Below are 20,575 nucleotides of genomic sequence, written 5' to 3'. Positions count from 1 at the left end.
CCAGCGCGGCCCCCGCCACGGCGCGTCGCGGTGGGCCGGCGGGCGCCATTCGGCGGGGTCGTCCCTACAGGTTGACGTGGTTTTCCATGGCTGGCGCGTTGATCGGGCTGTGCGCCGACCGCTCGCCGGACTCGCCGGCGCCGATCACGGCGAGAATGATGAGGATACCGGCCTGAACGACAATGAGAACTGCGCGCATATCGTTATCTTTCCTGCTCTTTTGGGGACATGAAATGTCACCGCCAGCGCATTGAAGGAAGAGAAAAGTTCACGAAGCCCCGATTTGCGCGGATTTCCGATCACGGGGCGCGCGCGCGGGTCTACTTCGGCGCATGCGAAACGCCCCGGAGCGAGGCCGGGGCGTTTCAGGTCGGTCTGTCGCGTCAGGCCGATTTGGCGAGGTCGCGCAGCACGTAATGCAGCACGCCGCCATGCTCCACGTATTCCTTCTCGATGGCGGTATCGATGCGGCACCTCAGCGTGATTTCCTTGGTGCTGCCGTCGCCCATCTTGATCTGGCAAGGAACCTCCTGAAGCGGCTTGATATCGGCGAGCCCCTTGATCGTCACGCTCTCATCGCCGGTGAGGCCCAGCGACTTGCGCGTGTCCCCGCCGGTGAATTCGAACGGCATGACCCCCATCCCGACAAGGTTCGAGCGGTGGATGCGCTCGAAATCCTCGGCGATCACCGCGCGCACGCCCAAGAGTGCCGTGCCCTTGGCCGCCCAGTCGCGGCTGGAGCCGGCCCCGTATTGTTCGCCCGCGAACACCACCAGAGGCGTGCCCTGCTCCTGGTAGGCCATCGCGGCGTCGAAGATCGATGTCTGTTCGCCGTCCGGTCCCTTGGTGTAACCGCCCTCGACCCCGTCCAGCATCTCGTTGCGGATGCGGATGTTGGCGAAGGTGCCGCGCATCATCACCTCGTGGTTGCCCCGGCGCGATCCGTAAGAGTTGAACTCGCGCACCGGCACCTGGCGCTCGACCAGGTATTGCCCGGCCGGCGTGCTTTCCTTGAAACTGCCCGCGGGGCTGATGTGGTCGGTCGTGACCATGTCGCCCAGCAGCGCCAGCACGCGCGCGCCCTCGATATCCGCGATCTTGCCGGGGTCCTTCGACATGTTCTGGAAATAGGGCGGGTTCTGAACATAGGTCGACTCGGGCGGCCAGTCATAGGTCTCGCCCTCGGACGTCTCGATCGCGCGCCACTTGTCATCGCCCTTGAAGACGTCGGCGTATTTCTCCTGGAAGGCGTCGCGGGTGACGGTCTTCTGCACGAGATCGGCGATTTCCTTGGTCGAGGGCCAGAGATCCTTGAGATAGACGTCGTTGCCGTCCTTGTCCTGCCCGAGCGGGTCGTTGGCGATGTCCACGTTCATGTCGCCGACCAGCGAATAGGCCACCACCAGCGGCGGGCTGGCCAGGTAGTTGGCGCGGCAATCCGGGCTGATCCGTCCTTCGAAGTTGCGGTTGCCCGACAGCACGCTGACGCCGATCAGGTCATAGTCGTTGATCGCCTTGCTGATCGCCGGGTCGAGCGGGCCGGAGTTGCCGATGCAGGTCGTGCAGCCATAGCCCACGAGGTTGAATCCGATGGCGTCGAGATCCTCCTGCAAGCCGGCGGTTTCGAGATAGTCGCTCACCACCTGGCTGCCGGGCGCGAGCGAGGTCTTGACCCAGGGCTTGCGGTTCAGCCCCAGTTCGCGCGCTTTGCGGGCGACAAGGCCCGCGCCGATCATCACGTAGGGGTTCGAGGTGTTGGTGCAGGACGTGATCGACGCGATCACGATGGAGCCGTCATGCAACTGGTAATGCCCGTCATCGGTCGCCACGTAGCCGCGGGCGTGATGACCCTGGTCGCCGGGGATGTGTTCCGGTTCGGGCTGCCCGCCTTCGCCTTCCCAGCGTTCGTCGGCGTTGTGCGTGTGCGTGCGCCCCTCGCGGAAACCCTTGACGTATTCGCCGAAGGTCTTGGCCGCGACGTCGAGAGCGATATGGTCCTGCGGCCGCTTGGGGCCGGAAATCGCCGGCACGACCGTGCCCATGTCAAGGCTCAGCGTATCGGTATATACCGGATCGTAATCCTTGCCGCGCCACATGCCGTTCGCCTTGGCGTAGGCCTCGACCAGCGCGATGCCGTCCTCGTCGCGGCCGGTCAGCTCAAGATATTTCAACGTTTCGTCGTCGATCGGGAAGAACCCGCAGGTCGCGCCGTATTCGGGCGCCATGTTGCCGATCGTCGCCCGGTCCGCCAGCGGCAGATTGTCGAGCCCGTCGCCGTAGAACTCAACAAACTTGCCCACGACGCCCTTTTCGCGCAGCATTTCCACGACGCGCAGCACGAGGTCGGTCGCGGTGGTGCCCTCGACCATCGCGCCGGTGAGCTTGAAGCCCACGACCTCGGGGATCAGCATCGAGATCGGCTGCCCCAGCATCGCCGCCTCCGCCTCGATCCCGCCGACGCCCCAGCCGAGCACAGCGAGGCCGTTGATCATCGTGGTGTGGCTGTCGGTGCCCACCAGCGTGTCGGGGTAGGCCACCTCCTCGCCGCTCTGGTCCTTGTCGCTCCAGACGGTGCGGCCGAGATACTCGAGGTTCACCTGGTGACAGATCCCGGTTCCCGGCGGCACCACGCGGAAGTTGTTGAACGCGCCCTGACCCCATTTGAGGAACTGGTAGCGCTCGATGTTGCGCTCGTACTCGCGGTCCACGTTGACCTGGAAGGCGCGCGGGTTGCCGAATTCGTCGATCATCACCGAGTGGTCGATCACGAGGTCCACGGGGTTCAGCGGGTTGATCTGCTGCGCGTTGCCGCCAAGCGCGACAATCCCGTCGCGCATCGCGGCAAGGTCCACGACCGCCGGCACGCCGGTGAAATCCTGCATCAGCACCCGCGCGGGGCGATAGGCGATCTCGATCGGGTTTTTGCCGCCCCTGTCGGCCCATTCGGAAAACGCCTTGATGTCGTCCGTGGTGACGGTCTTGCCGTCCTCGAAGCGCAGCATGTTCTCGAGCACCACCTTGAGCGCGGCGGGCAAGCGGGAAAAGTCGCCCAAGCCGGCCTTTTCGGCGGCCTCGATCGAGTAATAGGCGAGCGAGCGGTCGCCGACCTTCAGGGTCTGGCGGGCCTTGGCGGTGTCATGTCCGACGGTGATCGGCATCGCGATGTCCTTTCGGCTGGAGGAATTCGTCTGGCTGGCCCGGATTTTCGCCGATTTGATTCGGCGCATCAAGGCGAATAGGCTATGTTCGGTATACTATGGCACACAATTCACGGAGTCCACTGCCGCCCCCCGCGCCCCTCGCGAAACCTTGATTGGTTTTCCGCCGACCGGCTGGATAGACGGGAAGCGCAGCCCGCCCGAAACCACGAACCACGGAAAGCCCCTTTCATGCGTGTCGCGACGTTCCTGTTCCTTCTTCCATTCCTGTGGGCCTCGGCGCTGACGGCGCAGGACAGGCCCGTGCTGGTGGAACTCTTCACCTCGCAGGGTTGTTCCTCCTGTCCGCCGGCCGACGCTCTCCTGCACGAACTGGCCGCGCGCGACGACGTGATCGCGCTGGCGCTGCATGTCGATTACTGGGACTACATCGGGTGGAAGGACATCTTCGCCGATCCGGCCTACACGCGGCGTCAGCGCGCCTACGCAAAGGCCGGGGGGCGACGCATGGTCTATACGCCACAGATGATCATCGACGGGCAGGATCACGTGGTCGGCAACCGGCCCAAGGACGTCGGCGCGCTGATTGGCCAGCACCTCGCCGATCCCGACCGGATCGCGCTCGACGTGACGCGCAGCGGCGACGAGCTCCGCATCTCGGCCCGCGCGACCGCTTCGCTGCCGTCGCCGCTGGTCGTGCAGGTCGCGCGCTACGCGCCCGAACGCACGGTCGAGATCACCCGCGGCGAAAACGCTGGGCGCACCATCAGCTATGGCAACATCGTCACCGGCTGGAGCCGGGTCGCCGAATGGAACCCGGCCAGCCCGCTTTTGATCCGCACCGAGGTGACGGGCGACGCGCCGCTGGTGGTGATCGTGCAGCGCCCCGGGCCGGGCGCGGTCGAGGCGGTCGCGCAGCTCGATTAACCGCCGCCCGCCAGTTCCGCGATCCGCTCCGCGCCGCGATCCGCCATCTCGCCGGTCCCATCCTTCCAGCGGCGGTGGATCCAGAACCACTGATCCATGCGCGCGCGCACCTGAACCTCGAGCCGGTCATTGAACGCCTGCGTCATGGTCACCGGGTCGGACGGCAAAATCGGCTCTTCGACATGGATGTCGAAATCAAGCCCGTTCTCGCGCCGTATGCCCCAGACCGGAACGAGCGGCGCGTCGAACTTGAGCGCCAGCTCGGCCGTCACCAGCGAGGTGAGCGCGGGCGCGCCGAAGAAATCCAGCGGCACCCCGCCATGCGCGTTGAGATCGTTGAGGATCGCCAGCACCCCTCCGCCGCGCAGGTGCTTGACCATCTGCACCATGCCGCGCTTGCCCTGTTCGAACATCGGCTGGCTGAGGGCGCCCATCGCGGCCGTGTAATGGGTGTTGAAATAACGGTTCTTGAGCGGGCGGTAGAACACCCCGAGGTCGAACCCCTGCTCGATCATCGCCACCCGCGCGGCGTTGAAGCTGCCGAAATGCGCGGTCACGAAGATCACCGGCCGGCCCTCGGCGCGGGCGGCGCGCACCGCCTCCATCCCCGGCCCGGCGACCGGCGAATACCGCGCGCGCTCCGCGAACTCGGGCGAGTAGAGCTCGATCATGCCGCGCCCGGCATTGTCGGGCACGGCCCGCGCGAGACGGCGCACCTCGGAGGCGGGCAGGTCCGGGCGGACATGCGCGAGGTTCTCGCGCACCCGGCGCGAATACCCGGCAAGCGGCGCCACGATCCGCGCCGTGACCCAGCCCATCAGCGGCACGCGTCGGCGATAGGGGATCAGCCGGGCGAGCCCGATCAGCCCGCGCAGGGCCATGTTGACGCTGTATTCGCCTGCACGGGCGCGGAATGGATCGGGAGGTGTGGTCATCTGGGGCGCTCGTCTCGGGACGCCGCCAGACATAGAGGCGGGCGGCGTGCGGCGCAAGCGCGCCCGGAAGCGCGGCGTCATTGCCGTGTCGCCCGCAGCGCGCCGCCCGTCAGCGGGGGACAGGGAGCATCGCCACCCCGCGGCGCGCGTCAGGCGGCGTGCGCCTCGGCCGTATCGCTGTCCTCCTCAACCTTCAGCGTCAATTCGCCGGCCGCCTCGAGGCGGCGGATGGCGTTGACAACGTCCGTCATCGCCTCTTCGCCCGCGTCGGCGCGCACCTTGCCCGCCTCCTCGATCTCTTCGCGCAGGGCGTCGGCCATGCGGCGCGACATGTTGGCCAGCAGGAATTCCGCGACATCGCCCAATCCTCCCGCCATCGCGGCGGCGAGCGCGGTGACCAGCACCGGCTGGTCCACGACCCGGGTGACCTTGGGCACGTCCGTCGCCTCGAGCCGGGCCGGGATGTGCTGGAAGGTGAATATCGCCCGGCGGACCTGGCTGGCGAAATCGCGATCCGCCTCCTCCAGTCCCGTCAGCACGTCGTCGCGCAGCGCCGAGGGCGAGGAGTTTAGGATCGCCCCAACCCGCTGCACCGGGCCGTCGTCGAAGGCGATCGGCGGGCGGTCGTCGATCTGCGCGGCGAGCGCGAGGCCGATCCGGTCCACCGCCTCGGGCGTGACCTTGCCGGTTTGCGAAATCGCCAGCGTGATGCGCCGCGCCCTGTCGCCGGGCAGGCGGCCCAGCAGCCTGGCCGCAAACGCCACGTCGAGCTTGGAGAGGACCACCGCGGCGACCTCCGCGCTTTCGGCGAGGATGAGCGGCGCGAGCGTGTCGATATCCGTCGCGCGCACCTGCTCCCAGGGGTCGCCGTACTGACGCACGCCTGCCTCCTTGCGCAGCCGCGCGGCGGTTTGCGCGCTGATCCGCCCGTCAAGCGCGCTGATCGCCCCGGCCATGCCATGCGGAAAGGTCAGGCCCATCCCTTCGAGTTCGGCGGCGAATTCGGTCACCACCGCCAACAGCGTGGCCCGGTCGACATAGCGCATCGAGCCCATCTGCGTGGTCAGCGCCGCCTGCGATGGGTCGGGCAGGTCCGACAGAGGAATATCCGCCCCCTCGTTGAGCAGGAAACGCACGATGATCGCCGCCTTCTGCCGGCGCGTCAGACGCGCGGCGGCGGAAGGTGGCGCGTCCTGCGCCGTCCGCGCGAGCGGCTTTGGCTGGCTCATCAAATCCCCTCCGGTCTCTGGCCCCGAGAGGATAGGACGCAGAGGGTGAAGAAAGTTCTAAGACGCGGGCGAATCCCCGACGATGGCGTCGGGGCGCGGCGTCAGCTGCTCGCCAGCGGGACGCAGGCCCCGGTTCCGGCGTCGTAGGTGGACCCTTCGGCGCAGGACATCGCCTGCGTCTTCACCCGGTCATGCGAGCACCCCATCGCGAGCGCGAGGGTGGGGGCGAGGGTGAGAACGAGCGTCGCGAAGATGGTTCTGGCGGTCATCGGCTTGGCCTCCTTCTGCTGATTGACCCAGCGTAAGGCGCCCGCTTGCCATCACCTAATCACTTTTTCGCCGGTTCGTCCTCGCCGAACACCCGGGCAAAGATCGTGTCGACGTGTTTCGTGTGATAGCCGAGGTCGAATTTCTCCTCGATCGCCTCGCGCCCGAGGGCCGCGACCACGTCTGCGTCGGACAGCAGTTCCTCTTTGAAATCAGTGCGTTCTTCCCACACCTTGAGCGCGTTGCGCTGGACCATCGCGTAGGCGTCCTCGCGGCTGACGCCGGCCTGCGTGAGCGCAAGAAGGACCCGCTGGCTCATCACGAGACCGGGGAACTTGTTCATGTTGTCGAGCATGTTGTCCGGGAAGATCAGCATCTTGTCCACGACGCCGGTGAGCCGCGCCAGCGCGAAGTCGAGCGTGATCGTCGCGTCCGGTCCGATCATCCGTTCGACGGAACTGTGCGAGATGTCGCGTTCATGCCAGAGCGCCACGTTCTCCATCGCGGGCACGACGGCCGAGCGCACCATGCGGGCCAGGCCGGTGAGGTTCTCGGTCAGCACCGGGTTCTTCTTGTGCGGCATGGCCGACGACCCTTTCTGCCCCATCGAGAAGAATTCGGCCCCCTCAAGCACCTCGGTGCGCTGCATGTGGCGGATTTCGGTCGCGATATTCTCGATGCTGCTGGCGATGACGCCCAGCGTGGCGAAGAACGCGGCGTGCCGGTCGCGCGGGATGACCTGCGTGCTGATCGGTTCGGGCGCAAGGCCCAGCTGCGCGCAGACATGTTCCTCGACCGCTGGCTCCACGTTGGCGAAGGTGCCGACCGCGCCGCTGATGGCGCCGGTGGCGATCTCTTCCCGGGCGGTGCGCATCCGCGCGAGGTTGCGGTCCATCTCGGCGTAGAATCGCGCGAAGGTGAGGCCCATCGTGGTCGGCTCCGCGTGGATGCCGTGGGACCGACCGACGCGCACCGTGTTCTTGTGCTCATGCGCGCGGCGCTTCAGCGCGGCGAGAAGCCCTTCGAGATCGGCGATCAGGATGTCCGCCGCGCGCGTGAGCTGCACGTTGAAACAGGTGTCGAGCACGTCCGAACTCGTCATGCCCTGATGCACGAAGCGCGCCTCGTCGCTGCCGACATGCTCGGCTAGGTGCGTGAGGAAGGCGATCACGTCATGCTTGGTCACCGCCTCGATCTCGTCGATGCGGGCGACGTCGAATTCGGCGTCTTTCGCCTTCCAGACCGCTTCGGCGTTCTCGCGCGGAATCACGCCGAGGTCGGCCATCGCGTCGCAGGCATGGGCCTCGATCTCGTACCAGATGCGGAACTTCTGCTCGGGCGACCAGATGGCGACCATGTCGGGGCGGGAATAGCGGGGAATCATGCGCGGGGTCCTTCTGGCAGGCAAGGGGTTGCGCGCGGTTTAGACGCAGCGCGCAGTCGCGGCAAGCCGCCACCCGCCCGCGCCGCTCCTCCGCCCTCGCGGGCGTCTCGCATCGGTAAGCGCCCGCTGCTTCTTCTTGCCGAGAAATATCCCCGCCGGGGGCGCCTGCCACAAGCCGCCGCCGCCTTGGGCTGAAAGAGCGCGGATCAGTCCGCGAGGGTGGTTTCGATGCGCGCGCTGGCCTCGAGCGTGCGGTGCACCGGGCACTTGTCGGCGATTTCGAGCAGGCGGGCGCGTTGATCCGCATCCAGATCGCCCTCGAGAAACACGGTGCGCGTGAATGTGTCCACCTTCGCGGCCTGGCCGGTTTCCGCGTCCTGCGCGTGAACCTTGTCATGGCTTACCTCGACCCGCACCCCGGCGAGCGGCCAACCCTTGCGCCGGGCGTACATGCGGATCGTCATCGACGTGCAGGCGCCCAGCCCAGCGGACAGGAACCCGTAGGGCGACATGCCGCGCCCGGCGCCGCCATAGGCTTCGGGTTCGTCGGCGAGCAGGTGGTGACGGGGGCCGGAAGTGATGTCCTGGAGGAAACCCTCGGGATCGGCTTCGGTGACGCGCACGATGCCTTCGGGCGCGCCCGGCGGCGGCGCGGGCGGCTGGAGGTCGAGGTAGCGCGCAGCCCATGCGGCGATCACCCCGGCGGCGTATTCCGCGTCCTCGGGGCGGGTGATCAGGTGGTCGGCCTCGTCGAGCGTGACGAAGCTCTTGGGATGTTTCGCGGCCTTGAATATCTCGGCGGCGTTCTCGATCCCGACGATGGCGTCGCGCGGAGCGTGCAGGATCAGCAGCGCGCCGCGCAGATTCGCGATCTCGGGGGCGAGGTTTTCGGCGGCGACGTCCCGCACGAAGGCGCGCCCGATGCGTACCGCGCGCCCGCCGAGGTCGACCTCGGCGGCGCCGTCCGCCTCGATCCGCTCGAGCGCCGCGCCGAAGTTGTGGGTCACGTGGCCCGGATCGAAGGGCGCGGCGATGGTGACCACCGCGCGCACGCTTTCGATCCGGCGCGCGGTGGCGAGCGCGGCCGCCCCGCCCAGCGAATGCCCGATCAGCAGCCCCGGCGCCATGTCGCGCTCGGCCAGCGCGGCCGCCGCGCGCTCGAGATCCGCGATGTTGGAGGTGAAGGTCGTGTCCTCGAACTCGCCCTGCGAATGGCCGAGCCCGGTAAAGTCGAAGCGCAGCACCGCGATCCCCGCCGCGGCCAGCCGCGCGGAGATGCGCCGCGCCGCGGGAATGTCCTTGGAGCAGGTGAAACAATGCGCGAAGAGCGCGGTCGCCAGGTGCGGCCCGTCGGGAAGGTCGAGCCGCGCGGCCAGTTCAGAGCCGTCGTGACCAGTGAATGTCAGGCGTTCCGTCGGCATCCGTTTCCTCCTGCGCGTAATGCTTGCGGCAGGATAGGCGCATGCTCGGCGCGCCGCCAGCTTGGTCACGGCAAGGTGACGCCCCGCCTCATTCGCCCATAAGCGCGGGATCGAAGGGATAGGTCGTGAGGTTCTCGTATCCGTCTTCGGTCACCAGCACCTGATCCTCGAGCTTGATCGAGAAATCACCGCCCTCGGGGCTGACCAGCGCCTCGACGCAGAGCACCATCCCGGCCTCGATCGGGTAGTCGTAAGCGCCCGCGACCGCGCGGTCCGGATAGGCCACCAGCGGCCATTCGTCGCAAAGGCCGACGCCGTGCATGAGGCAGCCGTATTTCTGCTTCTGGAATTGGGCGTCCAGGACATGGGTGTTGGCCGAAAGCTCGGGGATCATCACGCCGGGTTTCAGCATCTCCATGTTGGTGCGGATGTGGTCGACCGCGTGCCGCATGGCGTAGATCATGTCGTCGCGCGGGGCCGCGTCGCCGATCCACCAGCTGCGCGATATGTCTATACATATTCCGTAACTTCCGACCAGGTCGGTATCGAAGCTCACGATCTCGTTCTGCTGAACGATGCGCGGCCCGCATTCCTGGAACCAGGGGTTCGTGCGCGGCCCGGAGCTGAGCAGCCGGGTCTCGATCCATTCGCCGCCGCGGCGGATGTTCTCGGCGTGCAGCACCGCCCAGATGTCATCCTCGGACATGTCGCCATTCGGCACGCCGGCGCGGGCGGCGTCCTCCATCGCGCGCACGGCCGTGTGGCAGGCGTGGTTCGCGCAGCGCATCGCGAGGATCTCGTCCGGGCCCTTGACCGAGCGGGATTTCTCGGTGACTTCCTCGCCCTCCATGATCTCAAGGCCCTGGGCCTCGAGCGCGCGCAGCCCGTGAACCATCGGCTTGTCCACCGCGAGGCGCATGTTGCCGGGCGCGTGTTCGGCCATGAGCAGCCGCACCTCGTTGGAAAAGACGTCCGCCGCCACGTCGATCCTGTCGCCGCGATCGAAGTAGAAGAGATCCGCGCCGGAGCGCTGTTCGCGCACCAACGGGTTGAATGTGCTCAGGAAGGGCGAGTTCTTGTAATCCCAGATCACCATGTAGCCATCGGCGCAGAGCAGCACCGCGCGGAACGGGTTATGGGTGTTCCAGAGCTGCATGTTGGTGCTGTCGGTGGCGTAGCGGATGTTGAGCGGGTCGAACATCAGCAGGCCGCCGTAGTCGCGATCAACCACATGCCGCGTCAGCCGTTCCCATCGATAGCGGCGCATCGCCTGGAGGTCGGGCAATTCCAGCCCGGCGGCGGCCCATTCGGCAAAGGCGAGCTTTGTCGGCCCGATCTCGATCCGGTCGGCATTGTTGGGCGTGTTGTCGCCAAGCGTGGCGCCGCGGCTCGGGTCGATCTTGCGGGTGTCGCGGAAATGTTCGTTCATGGTGCTGTCCTCGGGCTGCGCGCGGGCATCTTCGCGGCCCCCTTTCCGCCTGTCCGGCCTGATTGCGACACCCGCGCCGCTTTTGAAGGCGCGGCGCGCGCCCGGGCGCCGGGAGGGTGAATCGCGTATTGCGCCGATTTCGAGGGAAGCATGGTGCGGGTGAAGGGACTTGAACCCCCACGCCTTGCGGCGCCAGAACCTAAATCTGGTGCGTCTACCAATTCCGCCACACCCGCACGGAGCCGCGGTCCCGAAGGGCCGAAGCCTGCCGCGTCTGTTAGCAAAGCGGCGAATGGGAAGCGAGCGAAAAACCGGTGGTGGCGGGACCTGCATCGAAAAAGTCGCGACATTTACCAAAAATTGACGTAAGCTGCGCGACAATAACGAGCAGACGAACAAAAAAGCAGGACGCCATGAAACCGAAAACGGTCGGGCGCGGCAGCGGGCATCTCCCCGCGCAGGCGCATATTTCATGCGCCGGGATCGGCCCCGGCAGCATCATCCTCACCCAATGCGGCGAAACCCCGATCGAGAGGATCGCGGCGGGCGACCGGGTCATCACCCGCCACAGCGGGCTCGCCACCGTGGTCAGGGTCGAGAAACGGCGGGTGACCACCCACGCCGTCCGTATCCTTGCCGGATCGCTGGGCGACACGCGCCCCGATCGCGACGTGGTGTTGCCCGCAGATCAGCAGGTTCTCGTGCGGGACTGGCGGGCGCGGGCGCTCTTCGGCAAGGCGCAGGCGCTGGCGTCGGCCCGCGCGCTGATCGACGGCGAATTCATCACCGCGGAGGGGGTGCGCACGCTCACGCTGTATGCGCTGTGTTTCGAGCAGCTCGAAGTGATCTACGTCGACGGGCTGGAGCTGGCCGCCGATCCGGCGGCTGTCGCGCGTTCCGACGCCGCCTGAACCGCGCGCTCAGAGCCCGAGCGCGCGGAAGACGCGCGGCAATTCCTCGGGCAGGTCCTCGGCGATGAGACCGGGTCCGAAGCTGCGGGCGCATTCCACGTGCAGCCACGCGGCGGCCTGGGCCGCTTGCATCGGGGCGAACCCGCGCGCCAGAAGGCCGGCGATGAACCCGGCCAGCACGTCCCCGGCCCCGGCGGTGGCGAGCCATGGGGCGGCGCGATCGTATTGCGCCGCGTTGATCGCACAGCGGCCATCCGGCGCGGCGATTACGGTGTCGGGGCCCTTGAAAAGAACGGTGCAGCCCGCGCGCTTCGCCGCCTCTCTTGTCGCGTCGACCTTGGAATGCGCCGGGCCGCTCATCGGCTCCTCGCGGAGCCTTTTCGCGATGTCGGGAAAGAGGCGGGCGAATTCTCCGCCATGCGGCGTCAGCACACAGCGGTCGTGCAACGCGCCGAACAGCGCCGCATCCCCTGCGAGCGCTGTGAGCGCGTCGGCATCCAGCGTCGTAGGGCGGGGTTTCACCCCGCCTTCCCCCAGCAGAACCTCCAACGCCTCTGCCGCGCGCTTCACGCCCATCCCCGGCCCGAGGCAGAGCGCGTTGATCCGGTCGTCTTCCAGAACGGAGCGCAACCCGTCAGCATCGTCGATGGGGGTGAGCATCAGCGCGGTGGTCTGGCTCGCCACCTCCATCTGCGCCGAGTGCGGCACGCCAAGCGTCACGAGCCCCGCCCCGATCCGCAGCGCCCCGCGTGCGGCGAGGCGGGCGGCGCCGGTCTGACCGGGGCCTCCCGAAAGCACGAGCGCATGACCGTGGTCGAACTTGTGCGCCTCGGGCCGTTTGCGCAGCAGGTCGATCATCGCGGCGGATCGGGTGATATGGCGGGGCTGCGAGAACATTCAGGCCTCCGGCAGGAGTATTTGCGCAAAGAAGAAGGTCACAGGCCGATATCCACGATCCTGAGGATGGCGTCCGCCATGTGAGGCATTGCGTGGATCGGTTTCGCGCCATGAAAGGTCACAATCAGATCCGCCGGGAACGGACGGCGGGCCAGAGCCTCGCCGGTATCCGCGTCATAACCGGTGGGCAAGTCAATGTTGACCATGAACGGAGTGGGCGCGGTGTTCTCGTCGAAAGCGGCATCGAGCAACGCGTTGAAAGGCGCGCAAACATCGTCAAGCGGGGCGCGTTGGCCAATGCCGAAAAGCGCATCGACCACGACCCATTCGTCGACGCCTGCCTCATGCGCTATCTTGCCGGCCTTGAGCAGGTGATCGGGACAGTATCGTTGCGTAGGCCCCAATGCCGCCCATCGTTCGTAATTCGTCCTGGCGTTCGGCGGAAGCTTGGCCGGGGCCCCGTAAAGAAACACGTCCACCTCCCAGCCGCGTTCCTTCAACAGCCGCGCCACGACGAACCCGTCGCCGCCGTTGTTGCCCGGCCCGCACAGCACGACCGCGCGGTGCGACGTTGCGGCAAGTTTCGGTCGCTCGTCGAACACCGCTTCCACCACTCCGCGCCCGGCGCGCTCCATCAGTTCGAGCCCGGTCACGTCGCCCGAGTTGATCGCGGCCTGTTCAACGGCGCGCATCCGGGCTGCGGTGAGGCGTTCGGTCATGGTGTCTCAATCTCTGCGTTTCAGAACTGCGCGAACTTTGTGCGGGTTGCCTAAATATTGGGCGCTCGCAGCGGGAACTGGCAGGCAACCCCCGCGTTTTCCACGCTACCCGATTGAGGCTGCCGCTTGGAAGTGCTCTTACCAGCGCGACAAATGCGAAAAGGAGGCGGGCCGTGAAGAAAATCGAGGCCATCATCAAGCCGTTCAAGCTCGACGAGGTCAAGGAGGCGCTGCAGGAGGCGGGCATCCAGGGTCTCAGCGTGATCGAGGTCAAGGGGTTCGGCCGTCAGAAGGGACACACAGAGCTTTATCGCGGGGCGGAATACGTGGTCGATTTCCTGCCCAAGGTGAAGATCGACGTGGTGCTCGACGACGACCAGGTCGACGCCGCCGTCGAGGCCATCGTCGAGGCGGCGCGCACCGACAAGATCGGCGACGGCAAGATCTTCGTCAGCCCCGTCGAGCAGGCCATCCGCATCCGAACCGGCGAGACCGGCTCGGACGCGCTCTGAGACAACAGCACCACAGGACAGGAAACCGAAAGGATCGACGCCATGAGCGCCACAGACCTGCTCAAGACCATCAAGGACGAAGACATCGAGTATGTCGACATCCGCTTTACCGACCCGCGCGGCGCGTTGCAGCACGTGACCATGATCGCCGATCTCGTGGACGAGGACTTTATCGAGGAAGGCTTCATGTTCGACGGCTCCAGCATCGCCGGCTGGAAATCGATCGAGGCGTCGGACATGAAGCTGATGCTCGACACCGCGAGCGCCTATGTCGATCCGTTCTACGCCGAGCGCACGCTGTGCGTGCATTGCACGGTGGCCGAACCCGACACCGGCGAAGCCTACGAGCGCGACCCCCGCGGCACGGCCGAGAAGGCCGAGGCCTATCTCAAGTCGAGCGGCATCGGCGACGAGGCCTTCTTCGGCCCCGAGGCCGAGTTCTTCCTGTTTGACGACGTGCGGTTTTCGAACACGGTCAACAAGGTCTCCTACGAGGTCGACGCGCAGGACGGGTCGTGGAATTCGGATGCCGAGTACGAGATGGGCAACATGGGCCACCGTCCCGGGCTCAAGGGCGGGTATTTCCCAGTCAACCCGGTGGATGACGCGCAGGACATCCGTTCGGAGATGCTGAGCACGATGAAGCGGCTCGGCATGAAGGTGGACAAGCATCACCACGAAGTCGGATCGTGCCAGCACGAGCTGGGGCTGATCTTCGGCACGCTGACGACGCAGGCCGACGAGATCCAGAAATACAAGTACGTCATCCACAACGTCGCCCATGCCTACGGCAAGTCCGCGACCTTCATGCCCAAGCCGATCTACGGCGATAACGGGTCGGGGATGCATGTCAACATGTCGATCTGGAAGGACGGCAAGCCGCTTTTCGCCGGGGACAAGTATGCCGACCTGAGCCAGGAGGCGCTGTGGTTCATCGGCGGCATCCTGAAGCACGCCAAGTCGCTCAACGCTTTCACCAACCCGACGACCAACAGCTACAAGCGGCTGGTTCCCGGCTTCGAGGCGCCGGTGCTGCGGGCCTATTCCGCGCGCAACCGCTCGGGCTGCGTGCGCATCCCGTGGACCGAGTCGCCCAAGGCCAAGCGGGTCGAGGCGCGCTTTCCCGACCCTGCGGCGAACCCCTACCTCGCCTTCGCCGCGCTGTTGATGGCCGGGCTTGACGGGATCAAGTCCAGGATCGACCCGGGCGAGGCGATGGACAAGAACCTCTATGACCTGCCCGCGGAGGAGCTTGAGGGCATTCCCACGGTATGCGGGTCGCTGCGCGAGGCGATGACGGAATTGCAGGCCGATCACGACTACCTGCTGGCCGGCGACGTGTTCACTCGCGACCAGATCGAGGGCTACATCGCGCTGCGCATGGAAGAGGTCGAGCGTTACGACCAGACCCCGCATCCGGTGGAGTTCGGGATGTATTACAGCTGCTGAGCTTCCGGGGCCGGGCAGGGCGGACGAAACCACGTCCCTTCGGCCCGGGCCCTTGCGGCGCTCCTCGGAGATGTCTTCGGGGGGCGCCGCGCGGCCACGGCCCCTCAAAAAGCCGCCATCCGGCTGCCGCGCCGCGACGTGCGAAAGGCCGGGCTTTACGCCGCGTCACCTGGGGCGCCCGCGCCCGCATAGGGCGAATTTCCCCATTTCGGTCACGTTTCGGTCGCACGAAGACCAGTTTCCTCAATAAGCCTTTATCGCGAGTGAATGACGCTCAGCAGGACTTGGGGATGCCAACCAATGACCGGGCATAAACAGAATATCGCGGCATGGCTGCTGCAATCAGAAGCGGACGCAACGGTGGTGGAGGAGACGTTGCGCCATATCTCGGACGCCGTCGAAACCCTCGATCCGGGCATCAGCCAGGGACGGGTGCTGACCGAACGTTCGGCCTGTCTGGTGACGCCGAACCACGTTCTATGGATCACGCATGGCAGGGGCAAGCAGGCGGGCGGGTCGGCGACCGCGCCCTTGCTGCGCCTCGTCATACATCCCATCGCGGCCTCCGTCAGCATGAATACGGCCGGGGCGCTTTTGGCGCGGCTGGTCTGCACGCTGCCGGCGGAGAGGGTGCGCTGGAACGAGCATAGCGTCTGGCTGCCGATCGAGGGCTTCCGCGCCGCGGTCGATCCGAGCGGCCAGCGGCACGCTCGGCCGGCAGAGGCGGCGCGCCCCTCGGGTTTCGCCGTCGCGCAGGGCGCAGTGCTGCCGCGGATCGACGAGACATGCGATTACCTGTCGGCGCGGCTCGAAGGGCTCGACCTCGAGCGGGAGCGCAAGGACGACAAGAGCGAGCCGGCCGTCGAGGCGGCGCAGGCCGCCGCGGCCACGCAGCGCCTCGGCGCCTTTACCAAGGCGCTGGCGGCGTCGCGGATCGCGCTGCCCGGAGTCGGGCGCCGCGTCGAGCGCGCCGCCGATCCCCTGCAGGGCTGAGACCGGCGCGCGGACCGCTTCAGTCGCAGGTTCCGCGGACGCCGGGCACGGTCTCTTCAGGCGTGCAGATGATTCCGCCCCAGACATGGCCGGTCTCGCCGTCGGGCTTTCGGATGACGAACCAGTTGTAGCCGTCCAGTTCCTCGCCCGTATCCTGCATGAGCGTGATGGAAGTGCCGCGCGCCAACGTGCCGATCCTGGCATGCTGCGTTCCCGGCCCGCTGCGGATATTGCCGCCAAGCGCCTGCGCGGACATGCCTTCGACGTCGGGCGCGTCGGGCAGGGGCCCGTCGCCGTCCTGGGAGGGGGGCGCCGTCGCCTCTTCCATCATCCAGGCCGGGGCGACGCCGCAATGCATCTTCTCTTCGCCGTCGATCAGCATGGCGTCGTCGCTCTTGCCGATGAATTCCAGCCCCTCGCCGAGATACCGGAACCCCGATCCGCTGACGGCGCGCTCCATCTCGTAGGGGCTGCTTTCGCCGCCGCCGCTGTCGAGGCCGAGCTTGAAGACAGCCGTTGCGATGTCGGGGGTCTCATCTAGGATGAACACCCGCCACGCGCCGTCGTCCACCGCCTCGCACTCAAACAATGCGCCTGCGGGTGCGAGCGAAGGCGCCAGCGATCCCGCGAGGACCAGGCCGAGTATCCGTTTCATGTCATGCCCCTTTCCCGGTTCGCGCGCCCGTGGCGCGTCCTGTCGACCGGGACAGTCTAGGGCGTCGGACCGGGGCGGACAATCGGGGCGTCTTCACCGGAGCGTGAGCGCGGGGCGAGCGCTTGGCGCCGCCCACCCGCATCGTTCAGTGGCTGTGTTCGTTATCCCAGGTCTCGCGCTTGGGCAGTTGCTCGAACGTGTGCTCGGGCGCCGGGGTCGGCACGGTCCATTCCAGCGTGTCGGCGTATTCGTTCCAGTAGCTCGCCCGCGTTTCGCGCCTGCCGGCGAACAGTGTGTAGAAGATGACGCCGATGAAGAACAGGAACGACGCGAAGGACAGCAGCGCGCCCCAGCTCGAGACGTGGTTCCAGAAGCCGAAGGCCTCGGGGTAATCGATGTAGCGGCGCGGCATGCCCTGCCGCCCGAGAAAGTGCTGCGGGAAGAAGGTCAGGTTGGCGCCGATGAAGAACATCCAGAAGTGCAGCTTGCCAGCCCATTCGGGGTATTGCCGCCCGGACATCTTGGCCATCCAGTAATAGACCCCCGCGATCAGCGCGAAGATGGCGCCGAGGCTCATCACGTAGTGGAAATGCGCCACCACGTAGTAGGTGTCGTGATAGGCGCGATCCAGGCTGGCCTGCGCCAGGACGACGCCGGTGACGCCGCCGACGGTGAACAGGAACACGAAGCCGAGCGCGAACAGCATCGGCGTCTTGAACTCGACCGATCCGCCCCACATCGTCGCCAGCCACGAGAAGATCTTGATGCCCGTCGGCACCGCGATCGTCACCGACGCGATCTGGAAATAGCTCTGTTGCGTGATCGACATGCCAGCGGTGAACATGTGGTGCGCCCAGACGAGAAAGCCGAGCGCGCCGATCGCGATCAGCGCCCAGACCATGCCGAGATAGCCGAAGATCGGCTTTTTCGAGAAGGTGGCGACGACATGGCTGATGATGCCGAAGCCGGGCAGCACGACGATATAGACCTCGGGGTGCCCGAAGAACCAGAACAGGTGCTGGTAGAGCACCGGGTCGCCCCCGCCCGCGGGGTCGAAGAAGGTGGTGCCGAAGTTGCGGTCCGTGAGCAGCATGGTGACCGCCCCCGCCAGCACCGGCACGGCCATCAGCAGCATCCAGGCGGTGACGAAGATCGACCACGCGAACAGCGGCGCCTTGAACAGCGTCATGCCCGGCGCGCGCATGTTGAGGAAGGTCGTGATCATGTTGATCGCGCCGAGGATCGAGCTCGCCCCCGAGAGGTGGATCGCGAAAATCGCGAGGTCCATCGATATGCCGCCGTCATGCACCGTCAGCGGCGCATAGAGCGTCCAGCCCACGCCCGCCCCGTGCGAGGCGTCCCCCCCCGGCGCAAAGAACGACGCGATGGCGAGCCCGGTCCCCGCGACGAACAGCCAGAAGCTGAGATTGTTGAGCCGCGGGAACGCCATGTCGGGCGCGCCGATCATCAGCGGCATGAAATAATTGCCGAATCCCCCGAAGAGCGCCGGGATCACCACGAAGAACATCATCAGCAGGCCGTGATAGGTGACGATGATGTTCCACAGGTGCCCGTCGGGCGAACAGGTGGCCGCGGAGGGCCAGAAGCGCAGCCCCTCGACGCAGAGGAACTGCACGCCCGGCTCCATCAGCTCGAGCCGCATGAAGACCGAAAGGAGCGCGGCGATCAGCCCGACGCCCGCGGAGGTGAACAGGTAGAGAGTGCCGATGTCCTTGTGGTTCGTGGACATGAACCACCTGGTGAAGAAACCGCGATCGTCGTGTTCCGGACTGGGGTGCAGTGTTGCTTCGGTCATCGCGGCCTCCTTCGGGGGGTGTTCGGCGGGGAATCCGGCGCGGGGCATGGGATCGGGACGCGAACGCCACGCGCGGCGGGCCGCGCGTGGTTCCGGGCCGGGGCGGCCGGGAGGCTGCTCAGGAACAAGATGAAAAGGCTCATCATCCGCGCCCATGCTCCTTCAAGGTCGTGGGCGTTCCGCGCGGGGTCCGTGCCTTGGGCCTCGTGCGAAGCGCGTCAGAATTTCTCTTCGACGATGCGGGAGTCCTCGACCCCCAGATCGTGCAGCGCCGTGCGGACGGCGTCCATCATCGGCGGCGGGCCGCAGAGGTAGCAGCGGCTATCGGACCCGACGAACCTGTCCAGGAAATCGCGATCGAGCCGCCCCTCGGGAACGTCGCCCGAGGACTCGTCCACGACGAACGCGGTCCTGAGCCCCGTCATCGACTCGAAATAGTCGCGCCAGATGATGTCGGCTTCGGTCTTGTTGGCGAACAGCAGGGTCGAACCCTCGAGCGTGCCGTTCTCGTGCAACTGCTTGCGCAATACGGCGATCATCGGGGTGATCCCGGCGCCGCCGGCGATGAAAACCCCCGGTCCCTGATCCGAGATCGCACCGAACGGGCCTTTCATCTCGACCTCGTCGCCGGGCTTCATCTCGGCGATCTGCTCGGTCACGCCGTGGTGGTCGGGATAGGACTTGATGACGAATTCGAGCGTCGGCTCGTGCGGGAGGGTGACCGGGGTGAAGGGGCGTCCTTCCTCTTCCCAACCGTCTTTCTGGAGATGCAATTCCACGCCCTGGCCGGGCGTGAAGTCGAAATCCTCCGGGCGGTCGAAGATCAGGTGATGGGTGTCGGGTGTGACGGGATCGATCTGCTTCAGCGTGAGGTGATGTGACATGTGCCAATACCTTCCTTTTGTCCAAACAGGCGGCCAATCCACGTTGGCCCCAATGACACTGACGCAGCTTGGGCGTGCGGGTTCCCGGAATTTCCCGTATTTGGTGTTTGCCTTGGAGATTATCCAACGGTACAATAGGCATTGTCAATACCATTTAGAGGAGCGCCCATGCGCCTTGCGACATTCACCGATTACGGATTGCGGATTCTCATGCGGCTCGCCAGCACCCCGGAGGAGCGGCTCAGCACCGCCGACCTCGCGGCGCAGTTCGAGGTGTCTCAGCATCATCTGACCAAGGTGGTGCAGGACCTGGTGCGCGGCGGCTTCATTGAGACGCGGCGTGGTTCGGGCGGGGGCATGCGGCTTGCGCGCGATCCCGCGGAGATCGGGCTTGGCAGCGTGGTGCGCCACCTCGAGCGGCGTTTCGCGCTTGTCGAGTGCTGCCAGGCCAATGGCGGCAACTGCGTTCTGAAACCGCGCTGCCGCCTGAAGCCGCGCCTTCTGGCCGCGCAGGATGCGTTCCTCGCGGAACTCGACCGCTCGACCGTCGCCGACTGCGCCTGGAACGACGACGCGGCGGCGGCCTGACGGGAAGGAGTGAGCATGTCACAGATCGAAATCGGCCCCGACCGGGTCCAGATCGACGCCGAGATCGTCGCGAGGGCGCTCAAGCTCGCGCCGCAGGAGCTTCGCGAGAGGATGCGCGAAGGCGCCGTCACCAGCCGGTTGGAGCGGGGCGAGGGCGAGGATGAGGGGCGTGTGCGGCTGACCTTCTTCTCCGCTACGCGGCGCGCGCGGATCACCGCCGACGCCTCGGGGGCGGTGCTGTCCTGCACCGGGGCGGATGTCGCGCAACCGTCCAGGTCGGAGCATCCGGCGAAGGCCGCGCCGGCGCGGGGAAGGCCCGGCGCGATGCGCGACGTGCCGCCGGACGACACGTTCCCGGCGAGCGACCCGGTCGCGCGCGGCCCTGACGCACCGGAATGAGC

The 20,575-nt window shown here is 66.6% G+C and carries 20 protein-coding genes and 1 tRNA gene; 7 read left to right on the top strand and 14 right to left on the bottom strand.

Going from position 1 to position 20,575, the window contains the following annotated elements; genetic code table 11:
* Nucleotides 1–64: 64 nt before the first annotated feature.
* Nucleotides 65–199: a hypothetical protein gene (locus D6850_RS19860; RefSeq protein WP_281272586.1), complete on the bottom strand. Its 135-nt coding sequence runs from the start codon at nt 197–199 to the stop codon at nt 65–67.
* 184 nt (nt 200–383) lie between these two features.
* Nucleotides 384–3,158, bottom strand: a complete 2,775-nt coding sequence (gene acnA / locus D6850_RS12370) for an aconitate hydratase AcnA (RefSeq protein WP_121167365.1) — start codon at nt 3,156–3,158, stop codon at nt 384–386.
* 231 nt (nt 3,159–3,389) lie between these two features.
* On the opposite strand from acnA, the gene D6850_RS12365 reads away from it, so the two are divergent.
* Entirely contained in the window at nt 3,390–4,085 is a 696-nt protein-coding gene (locus D6850_RS12365) for a DUF1223 domain-containing protein (RefSeq protein WP_121167363.1), read from the top strand.
* Here D6850_RS12365 and D6850_RS12360 read toward each other — a convergent pair.
* The 7 genes from D6850_RS12360 to D6850_RS12335 form a co-directional block, all read right to left on the bottom strand.
* Complete coding sequence (locus D6850_RS12360) at nt 4,082–5,020, bottom strand: lysophospholipid acyltransferase family protein (RefSeq protein WP_245964174.1); 939 nt, start codon at nt 5,018–5,020, stop codon at nt 4,082–4,084. The genes D6850_RS12365 and D6850_RS12360 overlap by 4 nt on opposite strands.
* Nucleotides 5,021–5,169: 149 nt before the next feature.
* Entirely contained in the window at nt 5,170–6,249 is a 1,080-nt protein-coding gene (locus D6850_RS12355; protein WP_121167361.1) for a flagellar motor switch protein FliG, read from the bottom strand.
* A 101-nt stretch (nt 6,250–6,350) separates the two neighbouring features.
* Nucleotides 6,351–6,518: a hypothetical protein gene (locus tag D6850_RS19515; protein WP_166434062.1), complete on the bottom strand. Its 168-nt coding sequence runs from the start codon at nt 6,516–6,518 to the stop codon at nt 6,351–6,353.
* A gap of 59 nt (nt 6,519–6,577) precedes the next feature.
* The gene (gene purB, locus D6850_RS12350; protein ID WP_121167359.1) at nt 6,578–7,900 is read right to left on the bottom strand and encodes an adenylosuccinate lyase; all 1,323 of its coding nucleotides are present in this window, start codon (nt 7,898–7,900) and stop codon (nt 6,578–6,580) included.
* A 206-nt stretch (nt 7,901–8,106) separates the two neighbouring features.
* Nucleotides 8,107–9,321 carry a bifunctional alpha/beta hydrolase/OsmC family protein gene (locus D6850_RS12345; RefSeq protein WP_121167357.1) on the bottom strand — a complete coding sequence of 405 codons (1,215 nt, stop codon included), beginning with the start codon at nt 9,319–9,321 and terminating at the stop codon, nt 8,107–8,109.
* An 88-nt stretch (nt 9,322–9,409) separates the two neighbouring features.
* Nucleotides 9,410–10,750: a dimethylsulfonioproprionate lyase DddP gene (gene dddP / locus D6850_RS12340; RefSeq protein WP_121167355.1), complete on the bottom strand. Its 1,341-nt coding sequence runs from the start codon at nt 10,748–10,750 to the stop codon at nt 9,410–9,412.
* 151 nt (nt 10,751–10,901) lie between these two features.
* Nucleotides 10,902–10,986, bottom strand: a tRNA-Leu gene (locus D6850_RS12335).
* A gap of 177 nt (nt 10,987–11,163) precedes the next feature.
* Between D6850_RS12335 and D6850_RS12330 the strand changes: the two genes are divergently transcribed.
* Nucleotides 11,164–11,661 carry a Hint domain-containing protein gene (locus tag D6850_RS12330; protein WP_121167353.1) on the top strand — a complete coding sequence of 166 codons (498 nt, stop codon included), beginning with the start codon at nt 11,164–11,166 and terminating at the stop codon, nt 11,659–11,661.
* Nucleotides 11,662–11,670: 9 nt separating this feature from the next.
* Here D6850_RS12330 and D6850_RS19905 read toward each other — a convergent pair whose 3' ends face one another.
* Both D6850_RS19905 and D6850_RS19900 read right to left on the bottom strand, forming a co-directional pair.
* Nucleotides 11,671–12,558 (bottom strand): NAD(P)H-hydrate dehydratase, encoded by an 888-nt coding sequence (locus D6850_RS19905; RefSeq protein WP_121167351.1) that lies wholly within the window; start codon nt 12,556–12,558, stop codon nt 11,671–11,673.
* 38 nt (nt 12,559–12,596) lie between these two features.
* A complete protein-coding gene (locus D6850_RS19900) occupies nt 12,597–13,277 on the bottom strand; it encodes an NAD(P)H-hydrate epimerase (protein ID WP_121167349.1) in 681 nt (226 codons plus the stop codon).
* Nucleotides 13,278–13,450: 173 nt separating this feature from the next.
* On the opposite strand from D6850_RS19900, the gene D6850_RS12315 reads away from it, so the two are divergent.
* The 3 genes from D6850_RS12315 to D6850_RS12305 all read left to right on the top strand — a co-directional run bounded on the left by D6850_RS12315 (nt 13,451) and on the right by D6850_RS12305 (nt 16,231).
* Nucleotides 13,451–13,789 carry a P-II family nitrogen regulator gene (locus tag D6850_RS12315; RefSeq protein ID WP_121167347.1) on the top strand — a complete coding sequence of 113 codons (339 nt, stop codon included), beginning with the start codon at nt 13,451–13,453 and terminating at the stop codon, nt 13,787–13,789.
* Between the two features lie 42 nt (nt 13,790–13,831).
* Nucleotides 13,832–15,238 carry a type I glutamate--ammonia ligase gene (gene glnA, locus D6850_RS12310; protein WP_121167345.1) on the top strand — a complete coding sequence of 469 codons (1,407 nt, stop codon included), beginning with the start codon at nt 13,832–13,834 and terminating at the stop codon, nt 15,236–15,238.
* A gap of 300 nt (nt 15,239–15,538) precedes the next feature.
* Complete coding sequence (locus D6850_RS12305; RefSeq protein WP_121167343.1) at nt 15,539–16,231, top strand: hypothetical protein; 693 nt, start codon at nt 15,539–15,541, stop codon at nt 16,229–16,231.
* A 19-nt stretch (nt 16,232–16,250) separates the two neighbouring features.
* Here D6850_RS12305 and D6850_RS12300 read toward each other — a convergent pair whose 3' ends face one another.
* From D6850_RS12300 to D6850_RS12290, 3 genes are all read right to left on the bottom strand, one after another.
* The gene (locus D6850_RS12300) at nt 16,251–16,886 is read right to left on the bottom strand and encodes an SH3 domain-containing protein (protein WP_121167341.1); all 636 of its coding nucleotides are present in this window, start codon (nt 16,884–16,886) and stop codon (nt 16,251–16,253) included.
* A gap of 145 nt (nt 16,887–17,031) precedes the next feature.
* Nucleotides 17,032–18,702 (bottom strand): cytochrome c oxidase subunit I, encoded by a 1,671-nt coding sequence (ctaD, locus tag D6850_RS12295; protein WP_121167339.1) that lies wholly within the window; start codon nt 18,700–18,702, stop codon nt 17,032–17,034.
* A gap of 218 nt (nt 18,703–18,920) precedes the next feature.
* Complete coding sequence (locus tag D6850_RS12290; protein ID WP_121167337.1) at nt 18,921–19,586, bottom strand: FAD-binding oxidoreductase; 666 nt, start codon at nt 19,584–19,586, stop codon at nt 18,921–18,923.
* A 168-nt stretch (nt 19,587–19,754) separates the two neighbouring features.
* Here D6850_RS12290 and D6850_RS12285 point away from each other — a divergent pair, with 168 nt between their 5' ends.
* Together D6850_RS12285 and D6850_RS12280 are read left to right on the top strand one after the other, a co-directional pair.
* Complete coding sequence (locus D6850_RS12285) at nt 19,755–20,174, top strand: RrF2 family transcriptional regulator (RefSeq protein WP_121167335.1); 420 nt, start codon at nt 19,755–19,757, stop codon at nt 20,172–20,174.
* 15 nt (nt 20,175–20,189) lie between these two features.
* Nucleotides 20,190–20,573: a DUF6522 family protein gene (locus D6850_RS12280; RefSeq protein WP_121167332.1), complete on the top strand. Its 384-nt coding sequence runs from the start codon at nt 20,190–20,192 to the stop codon at nt 20,571–20,573.
* The last annotated feature ends 2 nt before the right edge of the window (nt 20,574–20,575 follow it).

The sequence above is a fragment of the Roseovarius spongiae genome (assembly GCF_003651245.1).
Classification (GTDB): domain Bacteria; phylum Pseudomonadota; class Alphaproteobacteria; order Rhodobacterales; family Rhodobacteraceae; genus Roseovarius; species Roseovarius spongiae.
This window is presented reverse-complemented; position numbering and strand designations above follow the sequence as displayed.